We start from the raw sequence: 16,389 nt of genomic DNA, 5'->3' as shown, positions 1-16,389 counted from the left end.
AGAGAGAACGGGAGCTTAAACGTGACATTCCATTTCAAGACGGGGCTTCTCGCCCTTGCTTTGCTCGGCTCCACCGTGCTTGGCGCCGTAAACGCCCAGGCCGCCGACAAGGAAATCAGCTGGATCTATTGCGGCGACAGCATCGATCCGATCCATGTGAAGTACATCAAGCAGTGGGAAGACAAGAATCCGGGCTGGGCCGTCAAGCCTGAGGTCGTCGGTTGGGAGCAGTGCCAGGACAAGGCAACCACGCTCGCCGCAGCCGGCACGCCGGTTGCCATGGCTTATGTCGGCTCGCGCACGCTGAAGCAGTTCGCTGACAACGACCTGATCGTTCCGATCCCGATGACGGACGAAGAGAAGAAGGCTTATTATCCGGGCATCGTTGGGACGGTTACCTTCGATGGGCAGCAGTGGGGCACACCGATCGCCTTCTCGACAAAGGCGCTCTACTGGAACAAGGATCTCTTCAAGAAGGCAGGTCTTGATCCGGAAAAGCCGCCGACCACCTGGGCTGAAGAAATCGCCGACGCCAAGGCGATCAAGGAAAAGACCGGCATTCCGGGCTATGGCCTCTCGGCCAAGACCTTCGATAACACCATGCACCAGTTCCTGCATTGGGTTTACACCAACAACGGCAAGGTCATCGACGGCGATAAGATCGTTCTCGATAGCCCCGAGGTTCTGGCAGCTCTCCAGGCCTACAAGGACATCACGCCCTACTCGGTCGAAGGGCCGACCGCTTACGAACAGAACGAAATGCGCGCCATCTTCCTCGATGGCAAGGTCGGCATGATCCAGGCCGGCTCCGGTGCCGCCGCTCGTCTGAAGGAAACAAAGATCAATTGGGGCGTGGCACCGCTGCCGCTCGGTCCTTCGGCCAAGGGTCAGGGCACGCTGCTCATCACCGACAGCCTTGCCGTCTTCAAGGGCAGCGGCGTTGAGGACAAGGCGATCGAATTCGCCAAGTTCATCACGTCTCCCGGCCCGCAGGGAGAATACGAACTCCAGGGTGGCGCAGGCCTCACACCACTGCGCCCGTCTCCGATGGTTGACGAGTTCGTCAAGAAGGATGCTTCCTGGAAGCCGTTCATCGACGGCATCGCCTATGGTGGTCCCGAGCCGCTCTTCAAGGACTACAAGGGCTTCCAGAACGTGATGATCTCCATGGTCCAGTCGGTCGTCACCGGTCAGGCTCAGCCGGCAGATGCGCTGAAGAAGGCCGCTGCCGATCTCGAGCAGTACAAGTAAGCCTGCAAGTCACCGGGCCGCGCGCAATGCGCGCGGCCTTTGGAGCCCTGCCCGCCCCATGGCGGCGCCGCGCGGAGACAGAGTTTGGGAAAGCTGCACCTTAATCAGGTCAAAAAATCTTACGGTCATTTTGAGGTCATCAAGGGCGTCGAGCTCGACGTTAATGACGGTGAATTCATCGTCTTTGTCGGTCCGTCCGGCTGTGGCAAGTCGACCTTGCTGCGCATGATCGCAGGTCTCGACGATGTGACCAGCGGCGACATCAAGATCGATGGCGCGCGCGTCAATGATCTGCCGCCCGTCAAGCGCGGCATCGCCATGGTCTTCCAGTCCTATGCTCTCTATCCGCATATGTCGGTGTTCGAAAACATCGCCTTCCCGCTGCGGGTGGAGAAGATGGCGGAGGACAAGCTCAAGGCCAAGGTCGAGAATGCCGCCCGCATCCTGCACCTCGATAAACGCCTTCAGGAAAAGCCGGGTCAGTTGTCCGGCGGCCAGCGCCAGCGCGTCGCCATCGGCCGTGCGATCGTGCGCGAGCCGAAGATCTTCCTCTTTGACGAGCCGCTGTCCAACCTCGATGCAGCTCTGCGTGCCGATATGCGCATCGAGCTCGCCAAGCTGCACCGCCAGTTGCAGGCAACAATGATCTATGTGACACACGATCAGGTCGAGGCCATGACCATGGCCGACCGCATCGTTGTGCTGAACGCCGGCGAGATATCGCAGGTCGGTGCGCCGCTGGAGCTTTATCACAAGCCGGCAAATACCTTCGTTGCCCGCTTCATCGGCAATCCCAAGATGAACTTCCTGCCCGTCACTTGTACCAATGTCAGCGATGCCGGTGTGGAGGTGGACTACAAGGGCCAGAAGGCCTTGCTGCCCGTCACGCCGCGTCCAGGCTTTGCCGGCAGGGTATTGACCCTCGGCATCCGGCCGGAGCATGTCCAGCTTGGCGATGGTGATCTGACCCTCACGATCGTACCGACGGTCGTGGAGCGGCTCGGCGCCCAAACGGTCGCCTATGCCACGGCTGATGGCATCGACGAGAATTTCTGTGCGACGCTGCCCGGCAGCGCCGCCATCCGCATGGACGCACCCCTGAAGACTGGTATCCGCCTCGGCGATTGCCATCTCTTCGATGAAAACGGCCAGGCTTTCGAGCGGCGGGTGGAGCTGACCGAAATCGACATGGACTTGCTGAACCAGGCCGCTTCCTGACGGAGAGGTGGTTGCTGGCTATCCTCGCCCTTCGACAAGCTCAGGGTGAGGATGGAGCAAACCTGGTCCTCGATACGGCTTACCGTTCTGGGCTACAGCGCGGAGAGTCTGCCCCCTTGGTGAGGAGGCCCAAAGGGTCGTCTCGAACCACGAAGGCGGGTGAGGGATCGTCCTACCAGACCAAACCGCGAGCTGCTACCTCTTCGACGCGGGTGACGACGCCATCGCGATGGAACACCATCTGGTCGAAGAGATTGGAAACGACGCAGGTGTGGTTCGGGATGATGCGGATCTTGTCGCCGATCTCAGGACGAGCGCCTGCGCAGTTCGACAGATCGATGACACCATGCTCTTCCGATAGCCCCTTGATGACGGCATCGGGATAGTCGACCACCTGACCGTAATCGGCAAAACCGAGAAGGTCGGAAGTCAAAGCCTTCGAGCCGGCATCGATGACGGCGCGGTCTTCGGTTGGTCGGGAAACGACGGTCGCAAGGATGTGCATGGCGCAATCCTCTTCCCGGCAATGGCCCGCACGCACCATCGAGCGGTCATTATAGATGTAGGTTCCGGCGCGATGCTCGGTAGCGGCCGTCACGAGGTGGGCCTCAAAAAGGCTTGGGGTGCCGCCATTGCTGACGATCGGGCATTCGATGCCATCATTCTTCAGCTGCGCTACTGCTTCGACGAGGAAAGCCTGCGTCGCGGCGGCGTTGCTCGGCTTCGGATAGCTCATCAAGCCACCGAAGACGAGACCGGGCTTGCTGGCGATATGCTTGCCGAGAGCGGCCGCCTGCTCTGGCGATTGCACGCCGCAGCGCGCGCCGCCGGTATCGCATTCGACCAGCACGGTCAGCGGCTTGCGGGCGGCGAACCAGCCGGAAAGTCCATCAACCGTCACGGTGCTGTCGGCCACGACCTTGAGGCCGGATATACGGTCGTTCAAAGCCGAAAGCCGTGCGAGCTTCTCAGCCCCTAGGATATTGAAGGTGATCAGGATATCTTCGAAACCTGCATTGGCGAAGACTTCCGCCTCTGTGATCTTCTGGCAGTTGATGCCCTTGGCGCCGGCGGCGACCTGGGCGCGTGCGAGGGCCGGAATCTTGTGCGTCTTAATGTGCGGGCGGAAATTCAGTCCGTGCGCATCCATGTAGGACTGCACGCGCGCAATATTCGCAGCCAGCCGGTCTTCGTCGATGATCGGGCGTGGCGTGGAGAGGCTGTCGATCGTGTCGCCCGGCTTGGGGCTGATTTCCAAGGCGATGTCGTGAGCGATACTCGGAGCCATGTCAGGCGTCTTTCCGTTCTTCTGCAAAGGGGTCCGCCACCATCGGCCAGATATCCTTTCGCGCGCGGCGGTAGGGCGTGCGCGCCGGATTGTTGGGATAAGGCGTTCCTGCGGAGCAGTAAAGGATCTGCGATGCGATCTTCGAGAAAGACGCATAGAAATGATTGGTCGATTTGATGACCAGGATTTTCTTCGTTGTCGGGTCGATGCCCATGACGGAAAACAGGCTCGGATCGAAGCTCTGCGCGCGCGTCGAGTTCAGGATGATATCGATGCCATCGAGCTGAATATGTGCGGCATCGCCGAAGGGAGCGAAGCTCTCACCGAAACGCATTTCGGCATTCGGAACCAGGCGAACGATCTTGACGAGACCGTCGATCGGATTGCCCGTGCCCGGTGCCGATTTGGCGCCGAAACGCAGGGGGATTTTCGCGCCTTCGCCGGCCGCCATGCAGATCTGTACGGCCATCGGGTCCCAGATCGTGCCGATCGCCGTGTCGGTAGCGCCGCAATCGAGCAATTCCTGTAGGATGACCGTTGCGTCGCCTGCCGTGCCGCCGCCGGGATTGTCCCAGAGATCGGCTATGACGACCGGACCTGAAGCTGCGGCCATGGCCTCGCTTACCGCCTGCTTCTCGTCGATCTGCGGCATGATGAAGGTGCCGCGCTTTGAGAAGAGTTCCACGCCGAGATCGCGGGCGATTGCAGAACCTTTATCCGACTTATTATCTGTGACGACGAGCAGCTTCGTACCCATCTCCGGCACATCGCCTGCCATAAAGCCATGAATGACCGAAATCGACAGGATATCGGCATCGGCCCTTTCCATTGCCATGATCTTGTCGACGAAAGAGCGCATGGGGTCGCGCGAGGTCGGAAAAACATCGATCATGCGGCAGTCGAAGACCGACATGACCGGCTTCACGCGGCCTTCTAGCGTATCGATTGCGATCCGCCAGAGGTCCTCGGCACGATCGACGAAATCCGTATGCGGGAATTCCTTGAAATAGACGAAGAAATCAGCGGCCGCGAGGCGCTTCGCCGTAAGGTGGCTGTGCGGATCGAGTTCGGCGCAGACCAGGATATCCGGCCCGACGATCCCGCGCACGCGCGATAGGAAATCACCTTCCGTATCCTCGTAACCATCCGCAACCATGGCGCCGTGCAGTCCGAGAACGACAGCATCGACAGGCATTGCCGCGCGCAATTGCTCAAGAATTTCGTCGCGCAGTTCCTCATAGGTACGGCGATTGACCAAACCGGCCGGATCGGCCCAGGTGGCGGTGCCCTCGATCACCTCCCAGCCCTTTTCCACCGCGATACGACGTCCCACAGTGATCGGTGCGGAACATAGCGTCGGCGTTTCCGGATGTGTGCCCGGCGGCGCATAAAGAGAGGCTTCGAAGGCGCGCCGGTCGACGCAGATAGGGGAGAAGGTATTCGTCTCGGTCGCAAGGGCCGCCGTGAAAATGCGCAATGCTGTCGCCTCTATTCCATGGGGTTCGGCAGATAGCCGGTGAAGCCGCAGATCTTCCAGCTTCCTTCATGCAGGCGGCAGTAATAAAGTGTCTGCCACTTCATCACGTCGATGCCGCCATCCGACTTCTTCAGGCTGCCGTCGAACTTCTTGCGCACCAGTGCCATATCGCCTTCGATCTCGATGTCTTCGAGGGTCGTTGTCGTGAAGATGGCCGTGCGCGGATCTTCGGCGAAGGATTGCGTGGCGAAGTCGCGTGCCTGGCGCAGCCACTCGTCGCGATAGGCGGACAGCGTCGGGAAGGCGAGGCGCCATTTGTCCGGGCTGACCGCGCGCTTGCCATCGATGCCGATAAAGCCCTCTTCGACGAAATCGCCCGCGACCATCGACCAGTCGGCGGCAAGAAAAGCATCGATATCGCGCGGGACGAGCATCTCCCAGATCGAATGCCTGGCGGTATCGCTGGCAGGGAAGGGATTCTTGAAAGGATCACGCATAGCATCCGCCGTCATTTAAATTCTTTTCATAATTTGCGATTTTCACTGGCCAAATTCCGCTTTCTATGGTCATTTGTCAACGTATCAAGAAAATAATTTGCAGGAACCGCATGGTGGCCATCACATGTCACGGTTCCGGCGAAACGGGAACGAATGACAAGCCGCTTCTGCGCACACGCCTGTCCACAGGCGCCGGCGGGATCGGGAAGATTGAGATGGATCGTGTCGCTGACTACGTGTCAAACGTGGGTGAAGCAGCGACGAAGGGGGGCTGATGGATATCTTCACGACCATGCAGGAAGAGAGAGGCCGGCTTTCGCAATCGGAAATCCGTATCGCCGACATCGTCCTCAATGATTTCGAATTCGCCGTCAATGCTTCCATTATCGAGCTTGCGGGCAAGGCGGATGTCTCGCCGCCGACGGTGACGCGTTTCTGCCGACGTCTGGGCTGCGAAAGCTTTTCCGATTTCAAGGTGCAGCTTGCGCGGACAGCCTATGTCGGCATGCGCTATCTGAAGCCCGAGCCGAAGAGCATCGCACCGGCCGACGTTGCGCAGGATATTATTACCAAGGCGCAGAACGCACTCTTCCTGCTGCATCGCGGGCTGGATGTTGCCGCCATCGAGCGGGCGGCGAACCGCCTCGCCAGTGCGGAGATGATCTATGCCTTCGGCTCCGGCGGCAATTCCTCTATGATCGCGACCGAGCTGCAGAACCGCCTGTTCCGGCTAGGCCTTCGCATTACCGCGAGCTCCGACCACAGCATGCAGCTGATGATGGCTGCCGCCGCCAAGCCGACGGACGTGCTGATCGGCTCCTCCTTCTCCGGCCGCAACGCCGAGCTGGTGCGCGCTTTTGCGCTGGCACGCGAAGCCAAGGTGCCGACCATCGCCCTGACGCAGAGTGAAAGCCCGGTGGCCCGCGCCGCCGAGATTACGGTGCCCGTCGACCTGCCGGAAGGAGACAATATCTATCGGCCGACATCGACCCGCATCGCCTATCTGGCCGTGGTGGACATTCTCGCCAGCCTGGTCGCCTATCGCATTCAGCCGCAGGCAACGATGACGCTGCGCCGTATCAAGCAGCAGCTCGTCACCCATCGCGATGGCGACGACCGTCAGCTTCTTGGAGATTAGAGCAGTTTCGCGAAGTCGGCGACGCTCATCACATTGGGCTCCGCCGAAACAACAACATAGGGTGGCGGATCAGGCCGCTCGGGGAATCGATCGAAGGAATATGATATGAGCAAATCCGTCGCCATCGTCACGGGGGCTGCCGGCGATATCGGCCGTGCCATCGCAAAACGCCTGGCGGATGACCACGACATCATCCTGCTCGTCGATATCGACGAGGCTGCCATGCTGAAGGCTGTTGGAGAACTCAGCCCGGCGGAGCGTTTCGTCACGTTCAAGGCGGATATCACCAGCGATGCCGATGTTGCCGCCATGGCAAAGGCCGCATCGGATCTCGGCGGGGTGAAGACTCTCGTCAACAATGCCGGTGCCGCACGCGCCGTCAGCCTTCATGATACCACGCCGGCCATCTGGCGTGCCGACAATGCCCTCAATCTCGAAGCGGCTTTTCTCTGCTTCCGCGCCGTCGAGGACATGCTGAAGGCGTCGAAAGGGTCGGTGATCAATATCGCCTCCGTCAACGGTATGGCCGTCTTTGGTCATCCGGCCTACAGCGCCGCCAAGGCGGGGCTTCTGCATTTCACCCGGCTGGTCGCGGTCGAATACGGCAAGTTCGGCATCCGCTCGAATGCAGTCGCGCCCGGCACAGTGCGCACGCAAGCCTGGGAAGTCCGCGCCGCTGCCAATCCAAACGTCTTTGAGGAGGCGAAGCGCTGGTATGCGCTACAACGCGTCGTCGATCCCGTCGACGTCGCCAATGCGGTCTCCTTCCTCGCAAGCCCGCTTGCTTCCGCGATAACAGGCGTTTGCCTGCCTGTCGATTGCGGCCTGACGGCGGGGCAGGCGGAGCTCGCCCATACTTTCTCCCAGTCCGAGCATTACTGACGGGCTACGCCGAAGGGGAATGGAATACAGCCGTCCCCTCTCATCCCCAAAACACCTGGTCTCGCGAGCGCGGGAGTATGGTCGGCTGACATGGGTGCTTTGGAGCGCCGGCTGGACCTTTATTCATGCTTCAGGCTGCCGAAATAGGTTTTCGGCGCCTTTTTCGTGCCTGACTGTTATCGAGCAAAGGTAGGCAGGATTGCATGGTTGTGGCGCCGGAGCGCGCTAACCGGCGCGCAGCGTCGCCATGTCGGTCGGGAAGAAACCCGCCCAGGCCATCACGGTCACCACGGTGATAACGAGCAGATACCACATGGCGACGTAATCACCGACGAGCCGCCGGTTCAACGCGGCAAAGAGAAGAGCGACACTGAAGGCGAGCCAGAGCAGGTTGCAGACGTGGTCCATTTATTGTTCCCCTTATTCGTCTTTTTCCTCCCTTCGGCAAAAGCTAACGAGATAACGGTGCGCGAGGTAGCGCCATAACGGGATGGAGGTTTGCACACAGCGGGAAGCGCGGATCTCGGCCTCCGCCCTGATTGGGGTATTTGACTGGTTGTCCATCGCGGTTTCCATACAGAGTGTCTCGTATCCGGTCACATCCGATGAGGCGCCGCAAGAAAATCTTAACGCCCTGCGCAGAGCCCAGGAACATCTCGCCGCTGCTCCCCGTTATGGGCTTGTAGCGTAAAGGCGAGGAGGGCTGCCATGGAATATGGTGATTGGAACAATCCCGTCATAGTCGATCTCGACGGCATCGGCCATTTCGCGATCATCACCAACGCGCTGGACGCGGCAAACTGCATGAGCGAGGAATGGCCGGTCAATGGCGGCCCGGCAATGGATGAGGCCGTGCTGGTTTGCCTCGATGCCGTTCTTGGCAAGGTTTCCGCCGAGCGGTCGCGAAAGGCTTTTCTGGAGGCGGTGCGTGAGGCCGGACTTAGCGTCAGGCCGGATTCGGGAAGCCTTCACTAGTTGATGTAAGACAGGGGCGACAGCCTCCCTCGGCGAGAGGCGCTCAGATTGCCCAGAAGATAAGGCTGAGGATTATGATGACGGCGAGGATGAACCCTATCATCCTCCCTAGTCCTTCGTTGACATTGCCGTTGCCAACAATCAGGTCGTACCAGTCGCTCTTGTGGTCCATCAAACGTCCCTCAGGGTTTGCCCCATTAGGTCGATCTCTTCTTCGATAGTCAATGATTTAAAGACACTGGGCGGCAGCTGTTGACCAGGCATTCATCGCCTGCCAGCGGCGGGCATCAGGGATCCGTTCAAAGGACGATTATTCAGGGATGCCGAAAGGCCGGCTTTCATCCGGATAGCCGATTTCAAGACAAGTCCTTATGAACTCCCGGCGAACCGGAAGCGGCATTGTAAAAGCTCGCTAAATCTTGAAATCTTTAAGAAATCCGTGTTTCTCAAGAAAGGAAATGGTGCCCAGAAGAGGACTCGAACCTCCACGCCTCGCGGCACAGGTACCTGAAACCTGCGCGTCTACCAATTCCGCCATCTGGGCGACGGACACGCATGTAAGGGGGTGGCCGTCCGGTGTCAACAGGGTTTTTGAAGTTTTCGTGGCAATCGTGAAAAAAGCGGGTGGAGCCCGGGTCAAACCCGGGTTGCGGCCCATGCGCTGATCAGGCCAAGTCCCTGTTCCAGCAGGGCCTTTGCCTCGCTTTCGCTCGATGCTTCCACGTAGCAGCGCATTTCCGGCGCGTTGCCGGAAGGGCGGAAATGGATGATTCGGTTATCCACAAGTGTCACCCGCAGGCCGTCGATATCGCTCTTGGAAGCGACCGTCGCGATCGGCTTCAGGAAATCCGAAAGATTGGCGTCGGAGGCGCGCAGATAGGCCATCAGCGCGGCACTGGTTTCCACGGGAAAATTCTCCAGACGGTCGGCGGCGGCAAAGGGCAGGCGGTAGCTGCTGGCAACCGCCGAAAGCGGTTTGCGTGCCTTGGCGGCGGCATAGAGCGTCGCGAGAATCGGCAGAAAGCTGTCGCGCGTCGGCAGCGGCTCGAAAGGTTCTCCCTCGACGGTGAAGCGGCTGGCAGTCAACGTGCCACCATTGGCCTCGAAGCCCATGACATTGGCCTTGCCGGCCGCGATGGCCTCGTCCATGCCGGCGATCACATAGGGCGAGCCGACGCGGGTGCGGGTGACGGCATAGGAACCGGCAGCCTCGATGCCGGAATTGGAGGTAACCGGCGTCACCACAACATCGGCGCCGAGGAAATTTGCCGCGATGAGGCCAAGCAGATCGCCGCGCAGGGGCTCGCCGGTTTCGTCCGCGACCAGCGGCCGGTCACCGTCGCCATCGGCCGAGACAATGGCATCCAGGCCGTGCTCGGGCGCCCAGGCCTTCATGAGGCGGATGGTTTCGGCCGAGACCGCTTCGGTATCGACCGGAATGAAGCTCTCGGAGCGGCCGAGCGGCACGACGCGGGCGCCGTAATGGGTAAGCACCTGACCGAAGAGATCACGTGCCACCGTGCTGTGCTGATAGACGCCGATGGTGAGGCCGGCGAGGCTGCCTGGAGGCAGCAGGCCCTTGTTGCGCTCCAGGAACAGCGCCTCCGTCTCGGCCGTGCGGTTTTCCGCCTCGGCAGGGGTCTCGTCGAGCACTGAATCGCCAATCGCAAGCGCCTCTTCGCTGATCGCCACCTCGTCACGCTTGTCGATTTCGCCATCAGGGCGATAGAATTTGATGCCGTTGCGGTCGGCGGGGATATGCGAGCCGGTGATCATCAGCGAGGCGGCCTTCAGCTGCAGGCCGTAAAGCGCCAGCGCCGGCGTCGGCAATGTGCCGCAGTCGATCGGCTTCAGGCCGGCCCGCTTCAGCGCGCCGATGCAGGTGGCCGAGATCGCCGGGCTCGATTCGCGGAAATCGCGGCCGACGAGGATGAGGTCGCCCGGTTTGGCATGGCCGTTTTTCAGCAGATGACGGGCAAAGGCCGTCGCGTAGAGCGCCGATGCCCGTCCGGTAAGGTCTGCGGATAGGCCGCGAAGGCCGCTGGTGCCGAATTTCAAGCTGGTCACGGGCAATCTCCCTTGCAATGGTTGGGCTGTTATGGCGCAAGCGGTGGCGGCGATCAACTCATCGTGGATCGATAGGTTCCGGTTGCGGCAGCACTGGTTTTGCCGTCGTCATGACCCCAACTAAGATAAGAGGTGCGGCGGCCCGCCATAGGTTCGCAGCGTCCGGAACAGGAGTATGTCATGGCTGTTTTTCATAGGATCGCATTTGGCTGCGTCCTCGCGCTTGCCTCGCTGTCGCAGGTGGATTTCGCGACAGCCGCCTCGGACTCCCGGAAGCTCATCACTCCGCCGCGCACCAATACGGTCATCTGCGATTCCCGCGGCTGCTTCGGTTTCGGCGAGCGGCAGTTCTACACCCGCCCAGGTCAACCGCTTCCGATCACGCCGCCCTATAACGGGGGCCTCAATCGCTTTGGCAGCCCGCGAGTTCAGGTTCCTCCGCGCGAAACCTTTACGCCACCGCCGAGAACAGTCCATCCCTCGCCGGCCCAGCAGCTCAAGCGACATCAGACCTGGTGCGCCGAGCGCTACCGGACCTACAATCCCGGCACCGACAGCTATACGACGATCAACAACGGTACCAGGCCCTGTCGTTCGCCCTTCGACTGATGCCCCGCGCAGCGGGGCCTAGCTCTCCAGCGATGCGCGGTCGGTATGGCCGAGATCGCGTTCGGGGTCGATGACATCCCGCACCCGCTGCTTCAGCTCCTTCGGCCCGGGAAAGCCGCCATCCCGCTTGCGCTCCCAGAGCAGCTCGCCGTCGATGCGGATTTCGAAGACCCCGCCGGTGCCGGGGATCAGCGCCACTTCGCCAAGACTGTCGGTAAAGGTCTGCAGCAGCTCCTGCGCCATCCAGCCGGAGCGAAGCAGCCAGTTGCATTGCGTGCAGTAGAGAATGGTGATCCGCGGCTTGTCGCTCATCGTCCTGATCCTTCGTTGTTTGCTGAGATCTAGGCTCAACTTTAGTCCGCTGCAAGCCAAAGCAATTCCAGGAAAAGTGCCAGGCGGTTTTCCGTCCGGGATTGCGCAAGGAAAGACGGCCGGAGTGGTTCGACATTTCCGTTGACTGTTGAAACGCTCTGGCCACTTGCCTCTCCCGCCGCCTCATGCTCATCTCCGGTGGTCACATTGCTCGGGAATCAACGGTATGCGCGTCGCCATCATCGAGAATATGAAGAACACCCCGCTTGGCGCTCTCGGTATCGCGCTGGAGGAGGCCGGAGCCGAGCTTGACTGGTTTCGCCCCTGGAGCGGGGAGGCTTTGCCGAAGGACACCTCGTCCTTGGATGCGCTGGCCGTGCTCGGTGGCGAGCAGAGCGCCCGCGACGACGACACCCATCCCTATCTGCCGGAGCTGGCGCGGCTCATGCGCCGCTTCGAAAGCGAGGATAAGGCCGTGCTCGGCATCTGCCTCGGCAGCCAGATCCTGGCGCGCGCCTATGAGGCCGAAAATCTGCTCGGCACCGCCCATGAATTCGGCTGGAAGACGGTCGGCCTGACCGACGAGGGAAGGAAGGACCCGCTGCTCGCCGATCTCGGCGACGAATTCACCATCTTCGAATGGCATGGCGACACCTTTACCTTGCCTGCTGGCGCCACGCGCCTGGCCGCCAACGGCGTCACGCCGAACCAAGCCTTCCGCATCGGCCGCGCCACCTATGGCACGCAGTTTCACTTCGAAGCCAATGCCGCCGTGGTCGAGCGCTGGCGCGACGAATTCAGGGAAACGATCGAACGCAAGGAGCCGGGATGGCTCGAGCGGTATCCGGAACTTGTGGCCAAGCATGCAGCAGCGGCTGAGACGGCCGGCCTTGCGATCGCCAGAGCCTGGGTGAGAACCATAAGAGTGCAGGTGGAGCGTCCTGAGGCGGCCGAGGCTTGAGGGTGGCTGATGATCGGACACGTCCGATCAATCCGATGGCGACATGCCGTACACCGACGATTTTGAAATAGGAGTAAATGACATCATGAGCACGCTGGAATTACCGAGCGAAGGCAGCTGCCGTTGCGGGCAGGTGCGGCTGAAGATCAGCGCCAAGCCGATACTCACCATGGCCTGCCACTGCACCGGCTGCCAGCGCATGACGGCAGGCCCCTATTCGCTGAGCGCCGCCATCCCCACGCAGGGTTTCGAGGTAACGCAGGGCGAGCCTGTCATCGGCGGTCTGCACGGCGATGTCATCCATCACTATTTTTGCCCGCATTGCATGAGCTGGATGTTCACGAAGCTCGAAGGCGTCGACTGGTTCGTCAATGTCCGCGCCACCATGCTCGACGACACCAGCTGGTTCACGCCCTTCATCGAGACCTGGACGAGCGAAAAGCTGCCCTGGGTGACGACGCCGGCCAAGCACAGCTATGCCGCACTGCCGGCGATGGAGGAGTATGAGGGCCTGACGAAGGAATATATGGCAGGAAACTGAGGTCAAAAGCCTTGGAAAAGAAAGTCGGTCGCGGCGGTAATCTGATCGCCGTGCGGACTCAGATCGGTAACCAATTCTCCTATTTCGGTAAGCGATATAGCTGTCATCAGCTGGGTCGCCATGATGTAGGGCTCGCCAGCGAGAGTAAATTGTGGGTTGAGCCGTGCCATTGGCATAGACACCTCCTCTGCGCGGAGTAGTGGCGCCACCATTCGCGTATTTAATCTTTCCAGCAAATCAGACTGAAGATCCAACGCGAGAATTCGACTTTGTTTCAGGCGATAGACATGAAATCTCGCCATCAGAACTGTCGGTATTTTCCAAAGGGCAGGCCATGTTTTTCAACATAGGCATTGGCCTGGTCGATTGCTTCGGCATTTTCCAAAAGCCATAGGCGCTCGCGCTCAGCCTTGATGGCGCGCGCTATGCCGTCTTCGGCAGCACGTGAGATATTGATTTTCAACTCGCGTGCGTCTGAAACCAGCCCTTCGTCGAGAGACAAATTTGCAGCTTTTCGCGTCGCTTGGGTCATAAGGCATTCCTCACATTATGCGCATACTATATGCGCATAATGTGTTATTGGGAAGAGCCTCACTCATCCCCCATCTTCAGCGCGGCAATGAACGCTTCCTGCGGGATTTCGACCTTGCCGAACTGCCGCATGCGCTTCTTGCCTTCCTTCTGCTTGTCGAGCAGCTTGCGCTTGCGGGTGGCGTCGCCGCCGTAGCACTTGGCGGTCACGTCCTTGCGCAGCGCCTTCACCGTCTCGCGTGCGATAATGCGCCCGCCGATGGCGGCCTGGATCGGGATCTGGAACATGTGCTGCGGGATCAGGTCTTTCAGCTTCTCGCACATGACGCGGCCGCGCTTTTCAGCCGCCGAGCGGTGCACGAGCATGGAGAGCGCATCCACCGGCTCGGCATTGACGAGGATCGACATCTTGACGAGGTCGCTCTCGCGATAGTCTGTCAGGCTGTAGTCGAAGGAGGCATAGCCCTTGGAGATCGACTTAAGGCGGTCGTAGAAGTCGAAGACGACTTCGTTGAGCGGCAGGTCATAGGTGATCATGGCGCGGTTGCCGACATAGGTCAGTTCGGTCTGGATACCGCGGCGGTCCTGGCAGAGCTTCAGGATCGAGCCGAGATAGTCGTCCGGCGTCAGGATCGTCGCCTTGATCCAAGGCTCGCGGAATTCGGAAATCTTGACCACGTCGGGCATGTCGGCCGGGTTATGCAGCTCGATCTCGGTGCCGTCGGTCATGGTGAGCTGATAGACGACCGAGGGAGCCGTCGCGATCAGGTCGAGATTGAATTCGCGCTCCAGGCGCTCCTGGATGATTTCCAGATGCAGAAGGCCGAGGAAGCCGCAGCGGAAGCCGAAACCAAGAGCGGCAGACGATTCCATTTCGAAGGAGAAGCTGGCGTCGTTGAGGCGCAGCTTGCCCATGGCGGAGCGCAGATCTTCGAAATCAGCGGCATCGACCGGGAAGAGACCGCAGAAGACGACAGGCTGCGCCGGCTTGAAGCCCGGCAGCGGCTCGGCGGTCGGGCGCTTGTCTTCGGTGATGGTATCGCCGACGCGGGTATCGGCCACTTCCTTGATCGAAGCGGTGATGAAGCCGATCTCGCCGGGGCCAAGGCTGTCGACGGCGACCATCTTCGGCGTGAGAACGCCGACACGCTCGATCTGGTACTTCGCGTCCGTGCCCATCATGCGGATGGTCTGGCCCTTGGTCAGCGTGCCGTCGATGATGCGCACGAGAACCATGACGCCGAGATAGGTGTCGTACCAGCTGTCGACCAGCAGCGCCTTCAGCGGCGCCTTCTCGCCGCCCGCGCTTTTCGGCGCCGGCAGCTTGTGCACGATGGCTTCGAGAACGTCGGGAATGCCGAGGCCGGTCTTGGCCGAAATCAGCACGGCGTCGGAGGCGTCGATGCCGATCACTTCCTCAATCTGTTCCTTGATGCGGTCGGGTTCGGCCGCCGGCAGGTCGATCTTGTTGAGGACGGTGACGAGCTCGTGATTGTTGTCGATCGCCTGATAGACGTTGGCAAGCGTCTGCGCTTCAACACCCTGAGAGGCGTCGACGACAAGCAGCGATCCCTCGCAGGCCGACAGCGAGCGCGAGACTTCATAGGCGAAGTCGACATGTCCGGGCGTGTCGATCAGGTTGAGGATGTAGGTTTCGCCGTTCTGAGCCTTGTAGTGCAGGCGCACGGTCTGGGCCTTGATGGTGATGCCGCGCTCGCGCTCGATCTCCATATTATCAAGCACCTGCTCCGACATCTCGCGCTCGGCAAGGCCGCCCGTCGTCTGGATCAGGCGGTCGGCCAGCGTCGATTTGCCGTGGTCGATATGGGCCACGATCGAGAAGTTGCGGATATGCGAAAGCGGAGTGGTGGAATTGGTGCTCATGCGCGCCATATAGCAGCGCCGCCCCGCGCCGCAAAGCGGAAAAGCGGGGCTTTGGCTGGTATCTTCACGTTATGTTAGCCTTTTCTGGCTCGCCGCTGCCGAGTGTCACAACGCTCTTGATTCCATCATGCGATCATGTATTTCTCATATAGTAGAATAACGAAGCGTGAGACATGAGTCATGGCGGATGATGATCTGGAATTGGCGATCGGTGCGCGCATCAAGGAGCTACGCATCGCCCGCGGCCTGACGCTGGATGAGCTCGCCAATGCCTCGGCCGTCAGCCGTGCCATGATCTCGCGCATCGAGCGGGCGGAGGCGAGCCCGACGGCCTCGCTGCTGTCGCGGCTCTGCGCAGCGCTCGGTCTTTCGCTCTCGGCCTTCTTTGCCGAGGAGGACAAGGAGGTGTCGCCGCTTGCCCGCCGCGATCAGCAGGCCATCTGGCGCGACCCGGGAACCGGCTATGTCAGACGCGCCGTCTCGCCGCCGGGAACCGACTCGAAGGTCGATGTCGTCGAAGTCATCTTCCCCGCCGGCGCGCGCGTCATCTTCCCGCCGAATTCGGCAAGTGCCGGCATGACCCAGCATGTCTGGCTGTTCGGGGGCGAGATGGAGGTGACGCATCGCGATGTCGCCCATCGCCTCATGCCTGGCGATTGCCTCTTCATGGGCGTCGGAGATGGCCACGCCTTCCACAATCCGGGCGAGGTGCCGGCGCGCTACAGCGTCATCCTCGATCGCGGCCGTTCATAACACCC

19 protein-coding genes and 1 tRNA gene are annotated in these 16,389 nt (G+C 60.6%); 9 read left to right on the top strand and 11 right to left on the bottom strand.

The features are described from left to right. Positions 1-21 precede the first annotated feature (21 nt). On the top strand, positions 22-1,251 hold the full coding sequence (locus GDN47_RS17240; RefSeq protein ID WP_113329836.1) for an ABC transporter substrate-binding protein: 1,230 nt from the start codon (positions 22-24) through the stop codon (positions 1,249-1,251). A gap of 84 nt (positions 1,252-1,335) precedes the next feature. Continuing rightward, a complete protein-coding gene (locus tag GDN47_RS17235) occupies positions 1,336-2,469 on the top strand; it encodes an ABC transporter ATP-binding protein (protein ID WP_152093857.1) in 1,134 nt (377 codons plus the stop codon). A 172-nt stretch (positions 2,470-2,641) separates the two neighbouring features. Here GDN47_RS17235 and GDN47_RS17230 read toward each other — a convergent pair whose 3' ends face one another. Genes GDN47_RS17230 through GDN47_RS17220 form a run of 3 tightly spaced genes read right to left on the bottom strand, consistent with a single transcriptional unit; the run spans position 2,642 to position 5,731 of the window. Beyond that, positions 2,642-3,757 carry a D-TA family PLP-dependent enzyme gene (locus tag GDN47_RS17230; RefSeq protein ID WP_233789950.1) on the bottom strand — a complete coding sequence of 372 codons (1,116 nt, stop codon included), beginning with the start codon at positions 3,755-3,757 and terminating at the stop codon, positions 2,642-2,644. 1 nt (position 3,758) lies between these two features. Beyond that, complete coding sequence (locus GDN47_RS17225; RefSeq protein ID WP_152093856.1) at positions 3,759-5,234, bottom strand: M81 family metallopeptidase; 1,476 nt, start codon at positions 5,232-5,234, stop codon at positions 3,759-3,761. An 11-nt stretch (positions 5,235-5,245) separates the two neighbouring features. Further along, on the bottom strand, positions 5,246-5,731 hold the full coding sequence (locus tag GDN47_RS17220; protein WP_113395731.1) for a hypothetical protein: 486 nt from the start codon (positions 5,729-5,731) through the stop codon (positions 5,246-5,248). 274 nt (positions 5,732-6,005) lie between these two features. Here GDN47_RS17220 and GDN47_RS17215 point away from each other — a divergent pair, with 274 nt between their 5' ends. Further along, positions 6,006-6,869: a MurR/RpiR family transcriptional regulator gene (locus tag GDN47_RS17215; RefSeq protein WP_152093855.1), complete on the top strand. Its 864-nt coding sequence runs from the start codon at positions 6,006-6,008 to the stop codon at positions 6,867-6,869. Positions 6,870-6,974: 105 nt separating this feature from the next. Beyond that, positions 6,975-7,751: an SDR family oxidoreductase gene (locus GDN47_RS17210; RefSeq protein WP_152093854.1), complete on the top strand. Its 777-nt coding sequence runs from the start codon at positions 6,975-6,977 to the stop codon at positions 7,749-7,751. Positions 7,752-7,976: 225 nt separating this feature from the next. Here GDN47_RS17210 and GDN47_RS17205 read toward each other — a convergent pair whose 3' ends face one another. Further along, positions 7,977-8,159: a hypothetical protein gene (locus GDN47_RS17205; RefSeq protein ID WP_069611006.1), complete on the bottom strand. Its 183-nt coding sequence runs from the start codon at positions 8,157-8,159 to the stop codon at positions 7,977-7,979. 300 nt (positions 8,160-8,459) lie between these two features. On the opposite strand from GDN47_RS17205, the gene GDN47_RS17200 reads away from it, so the two are divergent. Next, entirely contained in the window at positions 8,460-8,726 is a 267-nt protein-coding gene (locus GDN47_RS17200) for a DUF982 domain-containing protein (protein ID WP_113390827.1), read from the top strand. A gap of 43 nt (positions 8,727-8,769) precedes the next feature. Here the strand turns inward: GDN47_RS17200 and GDN47_RS32585 are convergent, their stop codons facing one another. The 3 genes from GDN47_RS32585 to GDN47_RS17190 all read right to left on the bottom strand — a co-directional run bounded on the left by GDN47_RS32585 (position 8,770) and on the right by GDN47_RS17190 (position 10,784). Further along, complete coding sequence (locus GDN47_RS32585) at positions 8,770-8,898, bottom strand: hypothetical protein (protein ID WP_257714003.1); 129 nt, start codon at positions 8,896-8,898, stop codon at positions 8,770-8,772. A 287-nt stretch (positions 8,899-9,185) separates the two neighbouring features. Continuing rightward, positions 9,186-9,270, bottom strand: a tRNA-Leu gene (locus tag GDN47_RS17195). A gap of 92 nt (positions 9,271-9,362) precedes the next feature. Beyond that, complete coding sequence (locus GDN47_RS17190; RefSeq protein WP_173002512.1) at positions 9,363-10,784, bottom strand: phosphomannomutase; 1,422 nt, start codon at positions 10,782-10,784, stop codon at positions 9,363-9,365. Between the two features lie 189 nt (positions 10,785-10,973). On the opposite strand from GDN47_RS17190, the gene GDN47_RS17185 reads away from it, so the two are divergent. Further along, positions 10,974-11,402: a BA14K family protein gene (locus GDN47_RS17185; protein WP_152093852.1), complete on the top strand. Its 429-nt coding sequence runs from the start codon at positions 10,974-10,976 to the stop codon at positions 11,400-11,402. Positions 11,403-11,420: 18 nt separating this feature from the next. Here GDN47_RS17185 and GDN47_RS17180 read toward each other — a convergent pair whose 3' ends face one another. After that, on the bottom strand, positions 11,421-11,714 hold the full coding sequence (locus GDN47_RS17180; protein WP_034514177.1) for an Rdx family protein: 294 nt from the start codon (positions 11,712-11,714) through the stop codon (positions 11,421-11,423). 226 nt (positions 11,715-11,940) lie between these two features. Here GDN47_RS17180 and GDN47_RS17175 point away from each other — a divergent pair, with 226 nt between their 5' ends. Continuing rightward, positions 11,941-12,675, top strand: a complete 735-nt coding sequence (locus GDN47_RS17175) for a type 1 glutamine amidotransferase (protein ID WP_145633720.1) — start codon at positions 11,941-11,943, stop codon at positions 12,673-12,675. Positions 12,676-12,760: 85 nt separating this feature from the next. Next, on the top strand, positions 12,761-13,216 hold the full coding sequence (locus GDN47_RS17170; protein WP_113329857.1) for a GFA family protein: 456 nt from the start codon (positions 12,761-12,763) through the stop codon (positions 13,214-13,216). Positions 13,217-13,218: 2 nt separating this feature from the next. Here GDN47_RS17170 and GDN47_RS17165 read toward each other — a convergent pair whose 3' ends face one another. The 3 genes from GDN47_RS17165 to lepA are packed head-to-tail and all read right to left on the bottom strand — an operon-like array spanning position 13,219 to position 15,640. Continuing rightward, positions 13,219-13,518, bottom strand: a complete 300-nt coding sequence (locus GDN47_RS17165; RefSeq protein ID WP_113329858.1) for a CcdB family protein — start codon at positions 13,516-13,518, stop codon at positions 13,219-13,221. Beyond that, on the bottom strand, positions 13,518-13,748 hold the full coding sequence (locus GDN47_RS17160) for a type II toxin-antitoxin system CcdA family antitoxin (protein WP_112508970.1): 231 nt from the start codon (positions 13,746-13,748) through the stop codon (positions 13,518-13,520). The genes GDN47_RS17165 and GDN47_RS17160 overlap by 1 nt, the downstream gene beginning before the upstream one ends. A 59-nt stretch (positions 13,749-13,807) precedes the next feature. Then, positions 13,808-15,640, bottom strand: a complete 1,833-nt coding sequence (gene lepA, locus GDN47_RS17155) for a translation elongation factor 4 (RefSeq protein WP_113329859.1) — start codon at positions 15,638-15,640, stop codon at positions 13,808-13,810. A 171-nt stretch (positions 15,641-15,811) separates the two neighbouring features. Between lepA and GDN47_RS17150 the strand changes: the two genes are divergently transcribed. Next, a complete protein-coding gene (locus tag GDN47_RS17150; protein ID WP_152093851.1) occupies positions 15,812-16,384 on the top strand; it encodes a helix-turn-helix domain-containing protein in 573 nt (190 codons plus the stop codon). Positions 16,385-16,389 lie beyond the last annotated feature (5 nt).

The sequence above is a fragment of the Martinezella dioscoreae genome (assembly GCF_009176305.1).
GTDB lineage: Bacteria > Pseudomonadota > Alphaproteobacteria > Rhizobiales > Rhizobiaceae > Rhizobium > Rhizobium dioscoreae.
This window is presented reverse-complemented; position numbering and strand designations above follow the sequence as displayed.